Below are 20590 nucleotides of genomic sequence, written 5' to 3'. Positions count from 1 at the left end.
GCGTCACTACCCGCCGCTCGTCCAGGGCGTCGGCGGAGGAGGAGGCGGCGGCGGCTCGACGACCACCTGCTGCTGCGGGGGCGGCGGCGGCGCGAGCGGGAAGATCGGCGGCGGGCTCGCGACCGTCGGCGGCGGCGGCGTGATCACCTGCGGCTGCTGCGCCGCCGCGAGCTGCTGGGTGCGCGGCGGCGCCGGCGCGTCGATCACCTGCGGCGCGTGCAGCGGCACGTACGCGCCCTGTGTCGTGACCGGCGGCGGATCCGACTGCCGGCTCGTCGGCGCGCGCGGCGAGCGCACCACGTCGACCTCCGACGTCAGCTCGACGCGATCCTCGTCGTCGTCGTCGCCCGCGACGAACTTCACGCGATAGCGCCCCGTCGTCGCGAACGTGTACGGCGCGATCCAGGTGCCCGCGTCGCGCCCCGGCGTCGCGTCGATGCTCGCGCCGAGGCGCTGCGTCCCGCGCCGCACCACGAAGCGCGGCCGGTCCTCCTCGTCGATGCGCTGCCCGCGCGCGAGCTGCGCCGTGAGCAGCACCGGGTCTCCGGCGAACGGCGTCTCCGGCGTCACCACCAGCGCCGCCTCGCGCGCCGGCTGCGCGAGCACCGACTCGAGCCGCGCGATCACCTCGCTCGCCGGCGCGTCGGTCCCCACCAGCGCGAGCGCGCGCCGCGCGCGATCGAGCGCGTCCTCGAGGCGCTCCTCGCGCTCCGCCTGCGCGGCCTCCGACATCAGTCGATCCGCCGCGGCGCGACGCAGCCGCGTCGCGTCGGGATCGCCGGGACGCACCGCGAGCAGCCGATCGGTCAGCGCGCGCACGTGCTCCTCGCCCGCGTCCGCCGCCGACTGCGCGTCGAGCCGCCCCGCCGCGAGCGCGACGTCCGCGCGCCGCACGAGATCCTCGGCCTCCAGCACGATCGGATCGGGCGCGGTCAGCGCGCGCACCGCCCACGCCCCGCCGCCCACCGCGAGCGCGCCCACCAGGAACGCGAGCGCGACCGTCGTGATCGTCCCGCGCGCGCCCCCCGAGCGGCGTCCCGGGATCGCCATCGCCTTGGTGCCGCCGGTCGTGCCGAACGGATCGGGCGCGCCGTCGAGCGTCGTCTGCGAGGGCACCGCGATCGGCGCGCGCTCGCGGATCATCGGCCCGCTCGGATCGCGGCGCTCGCCCGCCATCGACGACACCGACGAGCTGCCGCTCCGCGTCCGCACCACGTCGAGCCCCGCGCGCTGCGCCGCCATGCGCAGCACCTCCGCGAGCTCCGTCGCGTCGTCGTAGCGGCCCTCGGGGTTCTTCGAGAGCGCGCGCATCACCACGTCGGCGATCGCGTCGGGCACGTGCTTGCCGCGCGCCCGCGACTTGAGGTGCGGCGGCGCGTCGTGGATGTGCTTCATCAGCAGCGTCACCGGCGAGCCCGCGTCGAACGGCGTCTCCCCGCAGAGCAGCTGATAGGTCATCACCCCGAGCGAGTAGACGTCGCTCCGCGCGTCGGTGCGCTCGCCCGCCGCGCCCTCGGGCGAGATGTAGCGCGCCGTCCCGAACACCAGCCCCGACTGCGTCGCCGCCGTCGCGTCGTCCCCGCGCAGCACGCGCGCGATGCCGAAGTCGAGCACCTTCACGAAGTCGGGATCGCGTCCCTTCGTCACGAGGAACACGTTCTCGGGCTTCACGTCGCGGTGCACGATGCCCTGCCCGTGCGCCTCGCCGACTCCGTCGCAGACCTGCGTCGCGACGTGCAGCGCGCGGTGCACCGGGAGCGGCGACTCCACGCGCACGAGCTCCGCGAGCGTGCGCCCGCGCAGCAGCTCCATCACGAGGTAGAGCGACCCGTCGGGGAGCTGTCCGAAGAGGAACACCCGCACCACGTTCGGGTGATCGAGCGCCGTCGAGATGCGCGCCTCGCGCTGGAAGCGGCGCACCGCGTCGGGGTTCCGCGCGAGGTCGGGGTGGAGGATCTTGATCGCGACGTCGCGTCCCAGCGACGACTGCCGGGCGCGATAGACGGTGCCCATCCCGCCGACGCCGATGCGCTCCTCGAGGCGGAACTGATCGAGCAGCACCTGCCCGATGAGCGGGTCGGTGTCCTCCTCGGCGAGCCGCAGCGCGGCGCCGTCCTTCTGGCAGAAGGAGGCCGCGGCATCGAAGCGCATCCCGCAGCGCGGACAGACCTTCGCGAACGACTCCATCGCCTCGGCCCGGGGGAGCGGAGCGGCGGCGCTCTCGGAGCCGACGCGATCGGCGCGGGTCCCCGGGATCCCGCCCCAAGGGTTGTCCTCTAGCACGGAACGCACCTGCGTTCCTACGTAGACGCCGCGCACAGGCGGATCGACGGGCGTCCGCCCCCGAAGTTTCACGGCCTGCTCACGATCGCGGCCCTGCGACGACGCGCCCCGACCGCGAGCAGGAGGGCGAGCACCACGACCGCGCCGACCGGCGTCGGACCTCCGCGGCCCGGGACGGCACAGCCGCACCCGCCGGCGGTCTCGGTCGGCGCGCCGGCGTCGGGCGCGCTCCCCGCGTCGTCGTCACCGGCGTCCGAGCCGGCATCGACGATCCCGCCGTCGACGCCCGCGTCGTGCGGCACGAGGTCCACACACGCACCGTCCTCGCAGGCGCGCCCCGCGCCGCACTCGGCGTCGCTCGCGCAGCGCACGCACGCGCTCTCGCAGCACGCCCCGTCGACGCAGTGCCCGCTCGCGCACTCCCGCGCCTCGCTGCAGGTCTCGCCCGCCGCGCGCTGGGCGATGCACGCACCCGCATCGCAGTAGAACCCCGCCGCGCAGCTCGCGTCGTCGGTGCACGCATCGAGGCACGCGGACGCGCCGCACACGTACGGCGCGCAGGCGCGCGAGCTCGCCGGAGGGCACGCCGCGCTCGCGCCGCTGCACGTCGCCCCCGACGTCTCCACCCCCGCCGCACAGCTCGCGACGCCGCACTCGATGCCCGCCGCGAGCACGTCGTCGGGGCACTCGGTGCTCGACGCGGAGCACGTCTCCGCGACGTCGCACGCGCCGGCCCCCGCGCGACACACGACCGTCGGCGCCACGCTCGCCGCGAGCGCCGCGCACGTCCCGTCGGCGACCCCGGTCAGCGCGCTCGCGCACGCGTCGCAGTCGCCGCCGCACGCGCTCTCGCAGCACACCCCGTCGACGCAGTGCCCGCTCACGCAGTCGCCGCTCGTCGTGCACGGGACGCCGTTCGCGTCGGGCAGCCGATCGAGCCGCCCGAAGTACACCGCGCCTTCATCCCAATCGCCGAACGGCGCAACTCCGTAATCGTCCGGCGCGCCGACGACGACCGTGTTGCCCTCGACCGCCACGCTCCTGCCGAGGTGCGTCCACTCGGTACGCAGCGCGATGGGCTCTTGCCGCCGCCACTCCGCGCCGACACGCGCGAACACGTACGCGACTCCACGCGACGTTCCGACGACGATCGTCCCGCCCGAGATCGACACCGAGTACCCGAACCACTGCCCGAGCGTCACCTCTGGCGGGGCGAGCTCCGCCTCCTCCGCCCACGCACCGCCGCGACGGCGGAACACGTGCACCGCGCCCACCGCGCGCTCGCCGTACCCGCCGACCACCGCGACTTCGCCCGACACCGACACGCTCGCCCCGAACTGCCCCCTCGGCACGCCGCGGCTCGGGGTCCACCGCGCCTGCTCCACCCACGTATCGCCGGAGCGCGCGAAGACGTAGGCGACGCCGGCGTTCACGGTCCCGCTCGGGCTACGTCCTGGCGCGCCGACGAGCGCGATCTCCCCGGAGAGCGCCACGCTCGCGCCGAACCGATCGCCGTACTCGCCGTCGCTCGCGCTCAGGCGCGCCTGCTCCGTCCACGTCGAGCCGGTCCGCACGAAGACGTGCGCGGCACCACCGCCGTCCGCGCCGGGCAGGGCGTCGGGCGCGCCGACGAGGGCGACATCGCCCGCGAGCGCCACGCTCTCGCCGCTCACCGCGAGCCTGGCCTGCCGGATCCACCCGTCGCCTGCGCGGACGAACACGTAGGTCGAGCCCGACGCGACGACGAGCGCCGTGTCGCCCGACACCGCCACGCTCTGGCCGAACCGCGCGGCGCCGGGGGACACCAGCTTCGCCTGGCGCGCCCACACGCCTCCGGTCCGCGCGAACACGTACGCCGCGCCCGTGCGGTCGCAGGCGCCGCAGCAGCAGAGGCCATCGTCGCCCGGCGCGCCGGCGATCGCCACGTCACCCGAGACCGCCACGCTGCGCCCGAGCTCGTGGCCCGTCGTGGAGGGCTCGGCGGGGAGCGCGGTCCCCAGCGTCCAGGTGTCGCCGGTCCGCGCGAACACGTCGCGCCCCACCAGCAGGGTGTCGCTCGAGAGCGCGAGCGCCGGCGGGCGGTCGTCCGCTCGTCGCATGCTCTGCCGCTCGGTCCACGTCTCGCCCGATCGCCGGAAGACGTAAAGCGTCGGCGTCCCGCCGGTGCGCGGCGCGGGCGCGTTGGTGACGATCAGCTCGTCGCCCCACAGCGCGAGCCCCGTTCCGAAGCGAGCTCCCTCCCGCGCGTCGCTCGCGACCAGCCGTGCTTGCGGCGCCCACGTCTCGCCCGAGCGCACGAACACGGTGAGCGCGCCTCGCTCGGAGTCCGCGCTGGGATCGGCGACGACCACGGTGTCCCCCCACCGCACCACCCCGCTGCGCCAACCGGACGCCGACGGCGGGCCACCCGGCAGGACGGAGCGTCGCGCCCACGTCGTCCCCGAGCGCACGTACACCTCGGCCCCGCCGCGCGCCGCCATGACCAACGTGTCGCCGGAGAGCGAGAGGTTCCATCCCAGCGCCTCCTCCCACGCCGACGTGATGATCGCCTCGCGCGCCCACGTCGCCCCGGTACGTCGGAACACGTGCACGCGAGACCCGACCTCGAGATCGTTCGCGAACGGAGCGCCGATCGCGATGGTGTCGCCCGCGATCGCGACGGCGAATCCGAAGTAGTCGATGCCTTCGTAGGCGCTGGTCAGCTTCGCCTGCTCGGTCCACACGCCGCCCGAGCGCACGAACACGTAGGCTGCGCTCAGGTACTCGCGGTCGAGTGCGACGACGATGGTGTCGCCCGAGATCGCGACGGTGCTGCCGAAGTGGTCGGAGTCGGCGCCGTCGCTCGCGATCAGCTTCGCCTGCAGCGCCCAGCCACCTCCCGAGCGCACGAACACGTAGGCCGAGCCCTGGTAGCTCCCGCCGACGACGTCGTGCGGCGCACCGACGACCGCGGTGTCCCCCTCGATCGCGACGCTGCGCCCGACGTCCCACGCGACGTCGCCCGGGGTTCCCTCCGGCCCGAAGATCTGCTCCTCCACGTGCACCAGCGGGTCCACCACGACCGGCCAGGACGCGCCCTGCGCGTCCACCACCAGCTCGATCGCGCCCTCGCTCACGTCCATCCGCGCCGGCAGCGCGCGCCCACGCGCATCGATCGCGAAGAGCTCCGCGTAGCGCAACGCGCCGCGCTCCCCGACGAGCCGCGCGCCCTCCCCGTCCGCTTCCGCCCGCGCGCCCTGCACCGCGAGCTCGATGACCAGCTCGTCGCAGCCCTCGCGGTGCACGTCGAAGCCCTGCTCGATGCCCAGCGGGCCGCTCTCGTACCACTCCACCACGCCCGGCGCGCGCTCGAGCTCGACCCGGTTCGGTCGCGCGCCGATCCGCGCGACCCCATCGCGCGCCGCGACCGACTCCGCGTCGCAGCGCACCGCCCGCGTCTCGAGCCGCGCGTGGACCTCCCCGCCCCGCAGCGCGACCCCGCGCGCCTCGACCCGCGCCGCGACGACGCCGCTGCGCAGCGCCAGCGCGCCGTCCTCGCGCACGGCGAAGAACCGCGGATCGTCGGCGCCCTCGGCTTGCCTCGCCCGGATCAACGCGACGCGCAGCCCTGGGGGCGCGTCGGCGCTGGCGTCGTCGGGTGTCTCGCCCGGCGCGGAGCAGGCGCACACGAGCCACATCGAGCCGAGGACCAGGCGAAGCGACATCGCGCCAGGATGCCCAAACCCTCGCCGGGTGGGAACGCCCGACGCCGCGGCGGTGCCGGCGCGACCGCTCGCGGAGCTTCCGACGCCGCGGCGGTGCCGGCGCGACCGCTCGCGGAGCTTCCGACGCCGCGGCGGTCCCGGCGCGACCGCCCGTCGGCTCGTCCGACGCCGCGGCGGTGCCGGCGCGACCGCTCGCGGAGCTTCCGACGCCGCGGCGGTGCCGGCGCGACCGCTTGCGGAGCTTCCGACGCGCGTCGAGTGCCCCCGCCGGGCGCGTGATACCGTCCCACCTCCACCGAGGGGAGGCATCCATGTCCGGCATCCGCACCATCCAAGGCGACGACTCGCTCGAGAGCGTCCGCGACGAGCTGATCTTCACCCGCGCCCGCTTGCTCGCGCGCCCCGAGACCGCCGCGCTCGCCGCGCAGCTCGACCCACTGCTCGCGCGCGTCACCGACGTCCGCGACGGCCAGGAGAGCGCTTGGCAGGCGGAGACCGAGGCCCAGGCGCGCGTCGACGTGGCCGACGAGGACCTCGAGGACTCGATCGACGACGTCGACGCCGAGCTGAAGCACCTCGACCGCGACCCCGAGTCGCCGCGCCGCCGCCGCTACTTCAAGAAGCCGCCGAGCGAGCTGCGCAAGCTCGGCCTCGAGTCGACGCTGCGCGAGATCGAGGGCTGGGCGGCGTCGCTCCAGAGCGAGCCCGAGGTGTCGCTGCAGGACCTCGGGCGCACCCTCGAGGCGCGTGTCGCCGCCGGGCGCGACGCGCTCCAGGCGCGCACCCGCGCCGCCTCGGTGCGCGGCGACCACCGGGCCCGCGAGATCCTCACCCTGCTCGACGACGTGAACGCGGGGCGCCTCGGGCTGCTCGGCGACCTCCAGCGGCTCGCGAGCGCGCAGCGCCGCGACGCGAGCTGGGCCGCGCGCTTCTTCCGGCGCGCGGAGCGCATGCCGCGCCCCAAGAAGAACGCCGAGCCGACCGGCGAGTGAGCCTACCCCCGTCGCCGCTCGCATCGGCTTGCCGATCCGCGAGCGGCGACGGTATCGTCGCCCCCATGCGGCATGCGCTCGGGCTTCGTTTCCTCTCGTCCCTCCTCTTCGCCGCCGCGCTCGTCACATCGGTCCCAGCCGCCGCGCAGGACGCGTCGGTGATCGTCCTCGGCCTCACGTCGATCGAGGGCGACGACGAGTACGCGCGGAACCTGACCGGCGCGATCCGCAACCAGGCGTCGCGGGTGCCCGGCTGGCAGGTGAGCGATCGCGAGGTGACGCTCGCGCAGATGTCGCTCGCGCACGGCTGCGGCGACGTGCCCGACGTCGAGTGCCTCCGGCAGATCGCCGCGACGCTCAACGCGCAGCGCCTGCTCTACGGCACGGTCCGCCGCCAGGCGGGCGACTTCCACCTGACGCTCTCGCTCTTCGACGCCGAGACCGGCCACATCGATCGCACGGTCGAGCAGACGCTCTCGAGCCGCCGCACCGACATCGACGATCTGCGCGAGCCCGCGCGCACCGTGGTGACGCAGCTCTCGGGCCCGGTCACGGGCGCGCTGCGCATCGCGTCGAACGCGCCGGGCGCGACCGTGAGCGTCGACGGCGAGGTCGCCGGCACCACCGACGGCGAGGGCGGCTTCTCGATGCCGGCGATCGCGGTCGGCGAGCACGCGATCGAGGTGAGCGCGCCGGGGCGCGACCCCTGGACCGGCACCGTGACGATCGCGCGCGACACCGAGATGACGCTCGACGCGGAGCTGGCGGAGAGCACCGGCGGCGGCCAGCACCAGGACGGCGGCGACGGGCCCTCGATCAACTGGGCCGGCATCGCGCTGATCGCGGCGGGCGCGCTCGCGTTCGGCGGGACCATCTACTCGTGGGCACGGCTCGAGGCGATCAACTCGGACCCGCAGTACCGCGCGTACACCGAGTCGTTCCGGATGACGTACGACCCGATGCGCGGCGGCAACCCGCCCTCGACGTACCTCACGAACTGCAGCGCGGCGGCCGGCGGCGACACGCTCGGCGGGCGCGCGGACGCGGGCGCGGCGAGCTCGGTCGCGGACCTCTGCAGCGAGGGCGACACGCTCGAGGTGCTCCAGTACGTGTTCCTCGGCGTCGCGGTCGCGGCGGCGGGCACCGGCGCGATCTTCCTGGCGACGGGCGTCGGCGAGAGCGGCGGCTCGGAGGACGAGGCGCCGAGCGTGACGGTGCTGCCGAGCTTCTCGCCCGAGGGCGGGCGCATCACGGCGCGCGTGCGATTCTAGGACCTCGGCTCGTCCCCGAGCGAGCGCCGGAGGACCGCGTGAGGATCGTCGGAGGGTCGCTCTCGGGGCGTCGCTTCTCGGGACCGCCCGGAGAGCTGACGCGCCCGACGTCGGAGCGCGTGCGCGAGGCGGTCGCGTCGGCGATCGCGTCGCGCGGTGGGTTCGAGGGCACGCGCGTGCTCGATCTGTACGCGGGCACCGGCGCGATGGCGTTCGAGGCGCTCTCGCGCGGCGCGGTGCGCGCGGTGCTGGTCGAGCGCGACGCGAAGGTGGCGCGCGCGATCACGAAGAGCGCGGGCGAGCTCGGCCTGAGCGAGCGCTGCGAGGTGATCACCGCGGACCTGCGTCAGGCGCAGACGCTGGTGCGCATCGAGCGCGCGGCGGCGGGCGAGGCGTTCGATCGCGTGTTCGTCGATCCGCCGTACGCCGACATCGACGCGGTGCCGCCGCTGCTCGCGACGCTGCGCGCGCGAGGGCTGGTGGCGGGGGGTGCTTTACTGGCCGTGGAGCACGCGACCAGGCATGCTCCCTCCGCGCTCGAGGGCTACGACGTGCTCTCGCATCCGCGCTACGGCGACAGCGCCGTGCTCTTGTTGGCTCCGTCCGAGGGACTCGAATGAGCGTCGCGATCTATCCCGGGTCGTTCGACCCGATGACGAACGGGCACGTCTCGATCATCAAGAGCGGCCTCGTGGTGTTCGACAAGCTGATCGTCGCCGTGCTGCGCAACCCGCGGAAGGAAGCGCTCTTCACGGTCGAGGAGCGCGTCGAGATGATCCGCGAGGAGCTCGGCGGCGCGGGCAAGAACGTCGAGGTCGACTCGTTCGACGGGCTGCTCGTCGAGTACTGCAAGAAGAAGAACGTGCGCGTGGTGCTGCGCGGCCTGCGCGCGGTCGCGGACTTCGAGTACGAGCTGCAGATGGCGAACATGAACCGCCACCTGAACACGCAGGTCGAGACCGTCTTCTTGATGGCGAACGACGCGTACTTCTACGTGAGCTCGAACATCGTGAAGGAAGCGTGGCGCCTCGGCGGCGACGTGAACCGCCTGGTCCCGAAGTCGGTCGCCCAGCGCCTCGACGCGAAGATGGCGGCGTCGAAGGGCTGAGCGGCGAGGGCTGGGCCCCGAAGACCCGTTCGCGTCGGCACGTGACGCAACACGTGCTGGTGGCGCCACCGTGCAACGCGTCAGGATCGAGGATGGAGATCCACATGGCCAATCAGATCTCGCGCGCAACCGCGTGCATGCGTCACCTGCCACGCATCGCCCGCTGCGCGGCGTTGATCGCGGGCGCCTGGTCGGTCGTCGGTTGCCGGAGCGCCGATGCGTACAATCGAGATCGTCGCGCAGAGCTCGTCGAGCGCGCGCAGTTCGAGATGCAGTGCCCGCAGAACCAGCTGCACTTCACCGTCCTTCGTCGCGGGACCGAGGGCGGTCGGAGGCGACGCGTGGGGCCGGACATCGTGACGAGCTACGGCGTGACGGGGTGCGGGCGCCGAACCGTGTACGTGCTGGAGCCGGACACGGCCACGTGGCTCGCGAACACGTCCGGGGGCGAGGAGGCGGCCGCGCCGGCTCCGTGATCACTCCGCGGCTTCGTCGATCGCCGCGGGCATCACGTCGGCGAGCGTCGGCGTGAACGTCGGCGGGTGCGCGAGGCCTTCGCGGCACGCGTCGTCGAACGCCGGGAGATCGTCGATGCCGATGCGCCCGACGCGCAGTCGATCGAGGCATGCGTCGCCGTTCTTCAGCGCGACGCGCACTCGCAGGTAGCCGTACAGATAGCCGGCGTCGCGCGCGACGCCGCCGCCGCGGTGCGCGCGCTCGGTGATCAGCACCGCGCTCTCCGCGCTGAAGCCGTGCTGCTTGAACAAGAAGCGCGCGGTCTCGCCGAACGACGCGCCCGAGTGCAGGCGATCGGTCGCGATGACGCGCGCGGCGAGCACGCGCATGCGATGGGGATCGAGCGCGCCCGCCTGCTCCTCGAGGCAGATCGCGAGCCCTTCCTGATCCGCGAACGAGCCCGCGGTGCCGACCTCGAAGATGCGCAGCGGCTGCTTCGTCGCGTTCGACGCCGCGACCGCGTGACCGAGGATCTCGTGCGCGACGAGCCGGCGCGACTCGGTGCGCCCGAAGCGACGCGCCGCGATGAACACCGCGCGATCACCGGTCGCCGCGCCGGCGACCAAGCGCGCGTCGATGCGCACCTCGAGATCGAGGCCCGCCGCGCGCGCCGCGTCGCGCAGCATCTGGGCGAGCGTCTCGGGCTCGACGACGCGCGCCTCTTCGCTCGGCGCGATGCGCTCGAGCAGACCGCGCGCGACCGTGCTGACGCGCACCGGCTGCGCGTCCTCGAGCACGACCTCGCGCATGCCGGTACCGAAGCGACGCGCCGCGAGCGGGCGCACGCGCACCGGATCACCGACGCACTCGATCATCGCGAGATCGACCTCGAGCTCGTCGAGCCGCGCGAAGTACGTCGCGCGCAGCGCGGGCGGCAGTCGATCCCGAGCGAGCGCGCGCGCCTCGTCGATCGCGCGCCAGAACGCGGGCTCGATGCGACGCCGCGCGAGCTCCCAGCGCGGCACCGGCGCCTCGCCCTTGCCCACCTGTTCGACCAGGCGCGCGCGCTCCGACGCAGCGTTCGCGGGCGTGAGCGCGGGCAGCACGCGCGCCTCGCGCGAGATGCGCAGGAGCAGCGCGTCGAGGGGCGCGATCCCCGCGAGAATCTCGGCGATCGACGGCGCCGACTCGGGCTTCGCGGCCGCCGGCTCGGTCGTCGCGATCACGCGGCGGGAAGGCGAGCGCATGAGCCCGGAAGGGTAGCACCCGAGACCGAGGGGTCTATGAGGAACGTACGGGGATCGCGCGCGGAGATCGCGCTCGGAACGCGTGGTACGCTGGCATCACCGAATCAACGCGGGTCACGAGAGGAACACACCTTCAATGGCACTGATGGAAGACAGCCTCGTCTCTCGTATCGCTTCGCTACAGGACTACGCGACGTATCGCGATCTCAACTGGGAGGGCTCGTTCGAGGAGTACCTCCGCGTCGTGCGCGAGCGTCCCCAGGTCACCCGGAACGCCTTCCAGCGCCTGTACGACATGATCGTCAGCTACGGCGAGGAAGAGTACATCGACAACAAGAAGCGCCTCGTGCGCTATCCGTTCTTCAGCGATCCGATCGACGGCGGGAAGGACGGAGTCTTCGGTCTCGACATCCCGCTCATGCGGCTCGTCAACGTGCTGCACGCAGCGGCGCTCGGGTACGGCCCCGAGAAGCGCATCATCTTGCTCCACGGCCCGGTCGGCTCGAGCAAGAGCACGATCGCGCGCCTGCTCAAGAAGGGCATCGAGCGTTATTCGCGCACGCAGGAAGGCGCGCTCTACACGTACAAGTGGGTCAATCTCAAGGACACGGGCCTCGCGGGTGAGTCCGACGAGCTGCCGTGCCCGATGAACGAAGAGCCCCTCAAGCTGATCCCCGAGGAGTGGCGCGAGCGCGCGATCAAGGATCTCCACCTCGGCACCGATCGCGTGCGCGTGGTGTCGCCGGGCACGCTCAATCCCGCGAGCCGCTACATCTTCCGCTGCCTGATGGAGAAGTACGGCGGTGACTGGGGCCAGGTCATCGCGAAGCACGTGCGCGTGCGCCGACTCGTGCTGAGCGAGAAGGACCGAATCGGCATCGGCACCTTCCAGCCGAAGGACGAGAAGAACCAGGACTCCACCGAGCTCACTGGCGACATCAACTATCGAAAGATCGCCGAGTACGGATCGGACTCCGATCCTCGCGCGTTCAACTTCGATGGTGAGTTCAACATCGCGAACCGCGGCATCATCGAGTTCGTCGAGATCCTGAAGCTCGACGTCGCGTTCCTCTACGACCTGCTGGGCGCGACGCAGGAGCGGAAGATCAAGCCGAAGAAGTTCGCGCAGACCGACATCGACGAAGTGATCATCGGTCACACGAACGAGGCCGAGTACAAGAAGCTGCTCTCCAACGAGTTCATGGAGGCGCTCCGGGATCGAACGATCAAGATCGACATCCCGTACATCACGAAGGTCTCGGAAGAGGTCAAGATCTACAAGAAGGAGTTCGGCCCCGAGCGCCTTCGCGGAAAGCACGTCGCGCCGCACACGCTCGAGGTCGCGGCGATGTGGGCGGTGCTCACGCGGCTCGAGGAGCCGAAGAAGCACCAGCTCTCGCTGCTCCAGAAGATGAAGCTCTACGACGGCAAGACGCTGCCGGGCTTCACGCAGGACAACGTGAAGGAGCTGCGCAAGGAGGCCAATCGCGAAGGCCTCGACGGCATCTCCCCGCGCTACGTGCAGGACAAGATCTCGAATGCGCTCGTGAGAGACGGTGTCGAGGGATACATCAATCCCTTCATGGTCCTGAACGAGCTCGAGAAGGGCCTCGCGCACCACTCGCTGCTCGCCGACGTCGAGATGAAGAAGAAGTACCAGGAGCTCATCGGCGTCGTGAAGGGCGAGTACGAAGAGATCGTGAAGAACGAGGTCCAGCGCGCGATCTCGGCGGACGAAGAGGCGATCTCGCGGCTCAGCGCGAACTACATCGACAACGTCCGCGCGTACACGCTGAAGGAGAAGGTCAAGAATCGCTACACCGGCCGTGACGAGGAGCCGGACGAGCGACTCATGCGCTCCATCGAGGAGAAGATCGACATCCCGGAGTCGCGCAAGGACGACTTCCGGCGCGAGATCATGAACTACATCGGTGCGCTCGCGATCGAGGGGAAGAAGTTCTCCTACGACACCAACGATCGCCTGCGCCGCGCCCTCGAGATGAAGCTCTTCGAGGATCAGAAGGACTCGATCAAGCTCTCGTCGTTCGTGTCGAACGTCATCGACAAGGACACGCAGGACAAGATCGACGTCATCAAGGATCGTCTGATCAAGTACTACGGCTACAACGAGGCGAGCGCGAAGGACGTGCTCTCGTACGTCGCGTCGATCTTCGCGCGCGGCGACGTGAAGAAGTAGTCGCTCGCAGGTCGTGCACGCAGGCGGGGCGCTCTCGGTGACGAGGGCGCCCCGTGTCGTTTTTGGAAGAGCGCGTCCGCCGCGGCGACGCATCGCGAGGGGGACGTGATGCGAACAGGTGCTCGGGTCTGGCTCGCGGCGACGCTCGCGGTCGGCTGTGTCGAAGGCGGAGGAGAGGCGCCGGTCTGGGTCTGCCCGGTCGCCGACTACGAGGTGCTCGAGGACGTGGGGTGCACCTGCGATCTGCCGCAGGGCGCCGAGGTTCCGGAGGCGGAGGTGATCGAGCGCGGCACGAGGGCCGGGATCGTCGCGCCGCCGGGCACGTATCGACCGAACGCGTGGGCGCGGGTCGTCCACGAGGGCCTCGTGACCGTGGGGTCGACGCGCGAGGACGGCTCGCTCTTCCTCCAGTTCCGGCACGCCGACGTCGACCTGCGCGGCGCCCGGGTGCGCGTCGAGGTCGGCGGCGCGCCGAGCGCGTGGGCGACGCTCGACGCGGTCGAGGAGGCGTGGCTGGCTCCGTCGCGCACGCCGCACGAGGAGTTCCCCGAGGGCGCGATCGTGATCGAGGAGCCGGCCGGCACGCTCTGGACGCGCGCGCACATCGAGCCCGACGACGCGATCGCGACGCCGATCGAGCACGCGCTCTGGATCGCGCGCTACTACGCCTTCACGTGGCTCGACCCGGCGCCTGCGCTCGACACCGAGCTCGAGCGGATGGATCCCGGGGCGGAGGGCGACGTGGTGCAGCTCGTGATGCTGCACGCGTCGGGCAACGCGAGCGGCTGTTACGCGGGAGAAAACGCGGTGTGCCGGTGCGCGGTGTCGAAGCGCGCCGCGGGGCTCTGCTCGGACCAGCCTCCGCCGCCTCCGCCGCCTCCGGGCGACGGCGGCGTGCCCTTCTGATCGCGCAGCCGCATGCTGCGGCGCGTGTGCCGCGGCAGCTCGAGGAGGCGTGGGATCGCGCCGGCTGATCCGCGCATCCCGCTGCCGCCATGTCCGATCGTGACGCCAACGTCTCCGGGGCCCTCTACGCGCTCGCGGCGGGGCTGCTCTGGGGGCTCGTGTTCGTGGTGCCGCTGCTCCTGCCCGAGTACCCGGCCGTGGCGCTCTCGTTCGGGCGCTACGTCGCGTTCGGCGTGATCGCGATCCCGCTCGCGTGGCTCGATCGCGCGCAGCTGCGCGGGCTCTCGCGCGCCGACTGGATCGAAGCGACGAAGCTCGCGCTCGTCGGCAACGTCCTCTACTACCTGTGCCTCGCCGCCGCGATCCAGCGCGCGGGCGCGCCGCTGCCGACGATGATCATCGGCACGCTGCCGGTCGTGATCGCGCTCGTGTCGAACGCGCGCGGAGAGCGCGTCGCGTGGTCGCGTCTCGCTCCGTCGCTCGCGCTGATCGCGACGGGCATCGCGCTCGTGAACCGCGCCGAGTGGCAAGCGCTGCGCGCCGATCCGAGCGCCGATCCGCGACGCTACGCGATCGGTGGCCTGCTCGCGATCGGCGCGCTCGTGTGCTGGACCTGGTACCCGATCCGCAACGCCGCGTGGCTGCGCGCGTCGCGCGCGCGATCCGCGTCGACCTGGGCGACCGCGCAGGGCGTCGTGACGCTGCCGATCGCCGCGATCGGCTACGCGGGGTTCGTCGCGTGGAGCGCGCTCTCCGGGACCGGCGAATTCCCGCTGCCGCTCGGGCCGACACCGTCGCGCTTCGTGTTCGCGATGCTCGCGGTGGGTCTGCTCGCGTCGTGGATGGGCGCGACGTGCTGGAACCGCGCGAGCCAGCGTCTTCCCACGCAGATCGCGGGACAGCTCATCGTGTTCGAGACGCTCGCCGCGCTGAGCTACGCGTTCGTGCTCCGGGGGCGGCTTCCCGACGCGATGGCGCTCGCCGGGATCGTGCTGCTCGTCGTCGGCGTCGCGTGGGCGCTGCGATCACCGCGCAGCACGCCCATCGCGCCGCTCGAGAGCACGTGATCAGCGGCGACGCGCGGCCACGAGCGCGAGCGCCGCGAGCATCAGCACGACCGCGCTCCCCGATCCGCCGCCGTGCCCGATCGCGCAGCCACCCGCCGCCTCGTCCTCCACGCAGCGGCCGCCCGCGTGGTGCATCGCGCCCTCGGGCACCGGGTTCGACTCGAATCGCTGTCCGTCCGGACACGTCTCGATCACGTCGGCGCGCGCCGCTGGAACGAGCACGAAGAGCACGAGCACGAGCGCGAGGATCGTCCGCATCGCGCCATGCTCGCCGGGCTCGCGGTCGCGGGCAACCGCGCGAGAGTTGCGCGACGTGACCATCGGTCGCACGCGCCGCCCCGCGAATTCCGGGGGTTTTCGCTGGCGCGTCCGTTGCGGACAGGCGGTCGCGAGGCGGTGTTGCACGACGTTTGGCAGGGGGCCCGTGGAGTGGAACGATGCGCGCCATGCTCCGCTCGCTCGTCGCGTCCGCGCTCGTCGCCGTCATCCTCGGTGGTTGCTACTTCGTGCAGTCGCCTTCGCGCCCGGTGCCCGCGCTCGCGGTGCTGCGCGAAGAAGGCGAGCGCCAGGGCTGCCTCATGATCTTCCTGCCGGGCATGCTCGACGGCCCCGACACGTATCTCGATCACGGGTTCCCGCAGGACCTGCTGCGATCGGGCGCGGCGTGCGACTCGGTCGCGGTGAACCTCCACTTCCGATACTACGGCGATGGCGGCGTGTCGGAGAAGGTCTGGGAGGACGTGCTCGCGCCGGCGCTCGCGCGCGGGTACGACGAGATCTGGATCGTCGGCGTCTCGATGGGCGGGCTCGGCGCGCTGCTCACCGCGAGCGACCACGCGCGCCACGTCGACGGCATCATCCTGCTCTCGCCGTACCTCGGCGAGGAGTCGTTCGTGCAGACGGTGATCGACGCGGGCGGGCTCGCGGAGTGGACCCCGCCGAGCGAGCTGCCGTCGCGCGTGGATCGCGACAACTACTCGCTCTTCCTGTGGTCGTGGCTGCGCGGCTACGTCGACGATCCGGAGTCGATGCCCGCGCTCTACCTGGGGTTCGCGAACGGCGAGCGGCTCGCGCCCGCGGCCGAGCTCCTCGCGCGCGCGCTGCCCGAGGGACACGTGCTGCAGCAGGACGGGCGACATGGCTGGGCGACGTGGAGACCGCTCTTCCGCGAGCTGCTCGCGCGGGCGCGGCCGGGTCGCGGTGACGTCGGCGCGCTCGCGTCGTCGCGCTGAGAACGAGTAGGCTGGAGCGAGGGAGGCACTGGATGATCGCTCGGGGGACTTGGATCGCGCTGGTCGCGGCGCTGTCGATCGCGCTCGTGCCAGCGCTCGGCATCGCGCAGGAGGACGCGCGCACGCTGTTCCAGCGCGGGCAGACCGCGTACTCGCAGGGTGACTACGACGCGGCGATCGAGCAGTGGACGCGCGCGTACGAGCTGGATCCGCGGCCGCTGCTCCAGTTCAACCTCTCGCAGGCGTACGAGCGCCTCGGTCGTCTCGAGGACGCGATCCACGCGCTCGAGCTCTACCTCGAGCGCGCCGATCCGAACGACGAGCACCAGTCGGACGCGCGCGCGCGCGTGTCGGCGCTGCGCGAGCGCGTGGGACGCACCAGCGTGCGCGTGACCGGTGGGCCCGAGGGCGCGACGATCCTCGTCGACGGCGAGGATCGCGGCCGCACGCCGCGTCCCGATCCGATCCAGGTGTCGCCCGGCTCGCATCGCATCGCGGTGCGCGCGCAGGGATACGCCGAGTTCACGTCGAGCGTGGTCGTGCCCGCGGGACAGTCGGTCGACGTCGCGGTCGACATGCAGCCGTCGAGCGGAGGCGCGCAGGTGGCGCAGGGCGGCGACGAGCTGCCGGTGGTGCCGATCATCCTGTTCTCGGCGGGCGGCGCGGCGCTGATCGCGGGCGCGGTGATGGGCGGCGTCGCGCTCTCGGACGCGGAGAACGCACCCGGCCGCGACTCGCCGGAGGCCGACGCGGCGCGCGGCCTGGCGCTCGGCGCGGACATCACGATGGGCGCGGGCGTCGCGCTCGCGGCGGCGGGATTGATCGTGCTGCTCGTGGCCGACTCGGGCGGCGGCGAAGACCGCGAGCCCGAGCGCATCTCGCTCGCGCCGTGGGGCGGCGCGAGCGGCGGCGGCGTCGCGGTCGCGGGGTCGTTCTGATGTCCTTCGCTTCGTGGGGGCGTGCGATGAAGATGACGACGATGCGTGTCGTGCTCGCGATGCTGGCGCTCGGCGTGAGCGCGAACGCGGGCTGCTCGGTGATCGTGGACGGCGCGATCCAGGATCGCGACGCGGGCGGCGGCATGGACGCGACCGTCGTGTCGTGCACCGGCGTCGCGGACGGCACGGCGTGCGGAACGGATCGCGTGTGCGTCAACGAAGTGTGCGCGCTGAGCGCGTGCGGCGACGGAGTCGTCGATCCCGGGCGCGACGAGGAGTGCGACGACGGCAACTCGACGCCGAGCGACGGCTGCGAGCCGACGTCGTGCACGTTCAGTTGCGACGCCGACGCTGACTGCGACGACGCCGAGGAGTGCAACGGCGAAGCGCGGTGCGAAGAGCATCGCTGCGTCGCGGGCACCGACCTCGAGAACGGCACCGACTGCATGCTCGTCGACGTGCCCGACGTCGACGCCGGGATGCCCGACGCGGGCGTCGAGGACGCAGGGGTCGACGTCGACGGGGGTGTGGACGATCCCACGCGCGGGCAGTGTCGCGCGGGCGTGTGCGTGACGCGCGGCTGCGGCAATGGCGTGCTCGGTTCGGGCGAGGAGTGCGACGACGGCAACGCCGAGGACGGCGACGGCTGTGACGTCGACTGCACGTACACGTGCGAGACGGATGACGAGTGCCAGAACGAGACGGTCTGCGATGGCCTCGAGGTCTGCGACGTCGCAACGCACACGTGCTCCGCGGGGACCGCGCCCGACTGCGCCGACACCGAGAACTTCACGAACGGGCGTGGCGAGTGGGGCCCCGACTGCACCGTCGACACGTGTGACGCAGTGATGGGTTGCGCGCACGCGCTTCGCGACGCGGACTCCGACGGATACCCGCCGGGCTCGTACATGGTCGAGGGCACGACGTACACGTGCCTCGGAACCGCGGCGAACGACTGCAACGACATCGACGACGACGTGTATCCAGGCGCCGAGGAGATCTGCGACGGGCGCGACAACAACTGCGCGGGCGGCACCGACGAGACGGCGCCGACGTGGTTCGCGGACTGCGACGGCGACACGTTCGCACCGCTCAGCGGCGGCGCGACGCACACCGGGTGCACGCCGCCCGCGAGCACCGGCTGCCCGAACCCGAGCATCGCGCGGTGGACCACCACGCGACCGATCTCGGGCAACCGCACGACGTACGACTGCAACGACGCGAACCCGAACGTGCGGCCCACGCAGACGGCGTACGGCACGGCGATCCCGGCGCCGGGCTCCGGCTACGACTGGAACTGCGATGGCACGGTGACGCAGGAGGCCACGAACTGCAGCGGCATCTGCGTCGCGTGCATCTCGTACCGCGGTGGCTGCATCGGTAGCGATCCGGGTTGGTCCGACGGCAGCGCGTCGTGCGGTGCGACGGAGTCCTACCGCTATTGCCGGGTCAACCCGAGCGGCGGGTGTGTCGTGACCGAGCCGCGCACCCAGCGCTGTCGCTGACGGTTGCGGCGCGGCGCGCTTTCGGGGGAAAGCGCGCCGCGCCGCTCTGCGCGATACGGCCGAGTCAGGGCCGCAGCACCTCCGCTCTCCACGTCCGGCCCTGAGGTCCGCTGACGACGTGAGCCGGTGCGCCTGCCGTCGAGTCCGAGTAGACGACGTGCACGACGTCCGTGACGTCCGTCGCGTCGAGGGCTCCGCTGGTCAGTGGGCTGCCCATCGACGGATGCCGGACCTGCACTCGGCCCTGCAGCGTGCCACGCGGCACCACCGCATACGCGGGGACGTTCAGGCTCGCACCGGCGAAGAAGGGGGTCGGTGGCGCAGCATCTGCGTCGGCGAGCGACAGTGACGCCGACGGATAGGTCGCTGCCGCGAAATGCGAGAACACGAGCAGCGCGTCGCCAGGCGCCGGATCGGTCGTGTGCGCGCGCTCGGGGACGACTCGCAGCGTCGGCGACGCAGACGGGCCCGTGACGACGACGAGAGTGCGCGCGCGACGAGGATGTCCGTCGAGGTCGGTGCTCGGAAGCTCGGAATCGGTGCAGGCCGTCGACTCGTCGGGACCGACTCGAAGCCCGACCGCGGCAGCGAGATGGGTCGGAACGACGATCTGACGGAGGCTTCCCGCGACGAGTGCCGACGCCTGCGTCCCAGCTCCCCCCTGCGTCTCGCAGACGTACACCGAGACGTCGTCCGACGTGGCGTTCAGCAAGTACAGCATCGTGTCGGGGGTCAGCAGACGTCCGCCATCAGCGTCGATCGCGAGCGCAGACATCGCGCGAGGAGCGCCAAGATGAGCGCCGGTGTCGCCGAAGAGCACGATCCACGCGCTGCGCGCGAGCTGCGTGCTGAACGCAGCGAGAATGTCGCCGTCGCCCTCGTCAGGAATGTCGACGATGGCGGTCTGGACGAGCCCATCGCTCGTCGTCAGCAGCTCGGACGACTCACCGAGCGCCATCTCCGAGAGGAACGGCGAGTCGGTGAGGAACAGGTTGCCCACGAGGACAGGCGCGTGCGCCGACATCGCGTTCAGGACGCGATAGACCGGCTCGCCACCCGCGGCGGGGAGGTCGTCGGCAAGCGGATAGATGGTCTCGCCCGATTCGTTCGTCTCCGGTGCGACGACGAGCGTCGTGGATTCCGTGAGCGCGAGCGTGCGAGAGACGAGCGCGTCCCCGGTTCCGGTCTCGACGACGACCTCCGTGTCGCCGCCGATCGATCGCGGGACGACGATGGGCGCGCTGACGCTCCCGTACACGATCGGACCAATCTCGCGTCCGGCGACTCGCACGAGAATCTGCGGGACTCGGAAGGACGCGTGGACGACGCGAACTCGCACGCTGTCCCCGCCGGCATCGCCCTCCGCCGCGTCGGGGCCGCCACCATCATGCAGTCCGCCATCGGGCTCCACACCGCCGTCCGGCACGAGACACATGCCGCGGCTCTCGATGCGCCCCTCTGGGCACACGCAGAGGCCGGTCGCGGGGTCGGGCACGAATTCCGTTCCGCACTCACGCTCGCCACAACCGAGCGCGAGCGACGAGAGCGCAACGAGGAACATCGACAGTCGGATCGAAGGCACGTGGTTCTCCCTCCAGAACGAGCACGCCTTGTTCGGCACGGCCGCGCGCGCGTCGCGCATCGTGCACCGCCTCCGAACGCGAGCAATCGCGCGCTGCGGGGG

At 72.3% G+C, this 20590-nt stretch carries 16 protein-coding genes; 11 read left to right on the top strand and 5 right to left on the bottom strand.

Going from position 1 to position 20590, the window contains the following annotated elements; translation table 11 throughout:
• Positions 1-6: 6 nt before the first annotated feature.
• Together DB32_RS04800 and DB32_RS04795 are read right to left on the bottom strand one after the other, a co-directional pair.
• Positions 7-2292 (bottom strand): protein kinase domain-containing protein, encoded by a 2286-nt coding sequence (locus DB32_RS04800; protein WP_157068728.1) that lies wholly within the window; start codon positions 2290-2292, stop codon positions 7-9.
• Positions 2293-2351: 59 nt separating this feature from the next.
• Positions 2352-5987, bottom strand: a complete 3636-nt coding sequence (locus tag DB32_RS04795) for an MYXO-CTERM sorting domain-containing protein (RefSeq protein WP_053231239.1) — start codon at positions 5985-5987, stop codon at positions 2352-2354.
• A gap of 311 nt (positions 5988-6298) precedes the next feature.
• Between DB32_RS04795 and DB32_RS46395 the strand changes: the two genes are divergently transcribed.
• From DB32_RS46395 to DB32_RS04770, 5 genes are all read left to right on the top strand, one after another.
• A complete protein-coding gene (locus tag DB32_RS46395) occupies positions 6299-6979 on the top strand; it encodes a hypothetical protein (RefSeq protein ID WP_053231238.1) in 681 nt (226 codons plus the stop codon).
• A 65-nt stretch (positions 6980-7044) separates the two neighbouring features.
• On the top strand, positions 7045-8250 hold the full coding sequence (locus tag DB32_RS46390) for a PEGA domain-containing protein (RefSeq protein WP_053231237.1): 1206 nt from the start codon (positions 7045-7047) through the stop codon (positions 8248-8250).
• A gap of 38 nt (positions 8251-8288) precedes the next feature.
• Positions 8289-8870, top strand: coding sequence for an RsmD family RNA methyltransferase (locus DB32_RS04780; RefSeq protein ID WP_053231236.1), 582 nt, complete (start codon positions 8289-8291; stop codon positions 8868-8870).
• On the top strand, positions 8867-9358 hold the full coding sequence (gene coaD / locus DB32_RS04775; RefSeq protein WP_053231235.1) for a pantetheine-phosphate adenylyltransferase: 492 nt from the start codon (positions 8867-8869) through the stop codon (positions 9356-9358). Before DB32_RS04780 ends, coaD begins: the two co-directional genes overlap by 4 nt.
• 104 nt (positions 9359-9462) lie before the next feature.
• Positions 9463-9834, top strand: coding sequence for a hypothetical protein (locus tag DB32_RS04770; protein WP_157068726.1), 372 nt, complete (start codon positions 9463-9465; stop codon positions 9832-9834).
• Here the strand turns inward: DB32_RS04770 and DB32_RS04765 are convergent, their stop codons facing one another.
• Positions 9835-11061, bottom strand: coding sequence for a tyrosine/phenylalanine carboxypeptidase domain-containing protein (locus DB32_RS04765; protein ID WP_083457145.1), 1227 nt, complete (start codon positions 11059-11061; stop codon positions 9835-9837).
• 145 nt (positions 11062-11206) lie between these two features.
• Here DB32_RS04765 and DB32_RS04760 point away from each other — a divergent pair, with 145 nt between their 5' ends.
• The 3 genes from DB32_RS04760 (at position 11207) to DB32_RS04750 (ending at position 15231) form a co-directional block, all read left to right on the top strand.
• On the top strand, positions 11207-13258 hold the full coding sequence (locus tag DB32_RS04760; protein ID WP_053231232.1) for a PrkA family serine protein kinase: 2052 nt from the start codon (positions 11207-11209) through the stop codon (positions 13256-13258).
• Positions 13259-13366: 108 nt separating this feature from the next.
• Positions 13367-14164 (top strand): hypothetical protein, encoded by a 798-nt coding sequence (locus tag DB32_RS04755; protein WP_157068725.1) that lies wholly within the window; start codon positions 13367-13369, stop codon positions 14162-14164.
• A gap of 89 nt (positions 14165-14253) precedes the next feature.
• Positions 14254-15231, top strand: a complete 978-nt coding sequence (locus tag DB32_RS04750) for a DMT family transporter (protein WP_053231230.1) — start codon at positions 14254-14256, stop codon at positions 15229-15231.
• Here DB32_RS04750 and DB32_RS04745 read toward each other — a convergent pair whose 3' ends face one another.
• Positions 15232-15489 (bottom strand): MYXO-CTERM sorting domain-containing protein, encoded by a 258-nt coding sequence (locus DB32_RS04745; protein ID WP_157068724.1) that lies wholly within the window; start codon positions 15487-15489, stop codon positions 15232-15234.
• A 188-nt stretch (positions 15490-15677) separates the two neighbouring features.
• Between DB32_RS04745 and DB32_RS04740 the strand changes: the two genes are divergently transcribed.
• The 3 genes from DB32_RS04740 to DB32_RS04730 are packed head-to-tail and all read left to right on the top strand — an operon-like array spanning position 15678 to position 18906.
• Positions 15678-16463, top strand: coding sequence for an alpha/beta hydrolase-fold protein (locus tag DB32_RS04740; protein ID WP_053231228.1), 786 nt, complete (start codon positions 15678-15680; stop codon positions 16461-16463).
• A gap of 32 nt (positions 16464-16495) precedes the next feature.
• Positions 16496-17401, top strand: coding sequence for a tetratricopeptide repeat protein (locus DB32_RS04735; protein ID WP_053231227.1), 906 nt, complete (start codon positions 16496-16498; stop codon positions 17399-17401).
• The gene (locus DB32_RS04730; protein WP_083458464.1) at positions 17401-18906 is read left to right on the top strand and encodes a MopE-related protein; all 1506 of its coding nucleotides are present in this window, start codon (positions 17401-17403) and stop codon (positions 18904-18906) included. The genes DB32_RS04735 and DB32_RS04730 overlap by 1 nt, the downstream gene beginning before the upstream one ends.
• A 64-nt stretch (positions 18907-18970) precedes the next feature.
• Here DB32_RS04730 and DB32_RS04725 read toward each other — a convergent pair whose 3' ends face one another.
• A complete protein-coding gene (locus tag DB32_RS04725) occupies positions 18971-20548 on the bottom strand; it encodes a DUF4397 domain-containing protein (protein ID WP_053231225.1) in 1578 nt (525 codons plus the stop codon).
• Between the last annotated feature and the right edge of the window lie 42 nt (positions 20549-20590).

Source organism: Sandaracinus amylolyticus, from assembly GCF_000737325.1.
GTDB lineage: Bacteria > Myxococcota_A > Polyangia > Polyangiales > Sandaracinaceae > Sandaracinus > Sandaracinus amylolyticus.
This window is presented reverse-complemented; position numbering and strand designations above follow the sequence as displayed.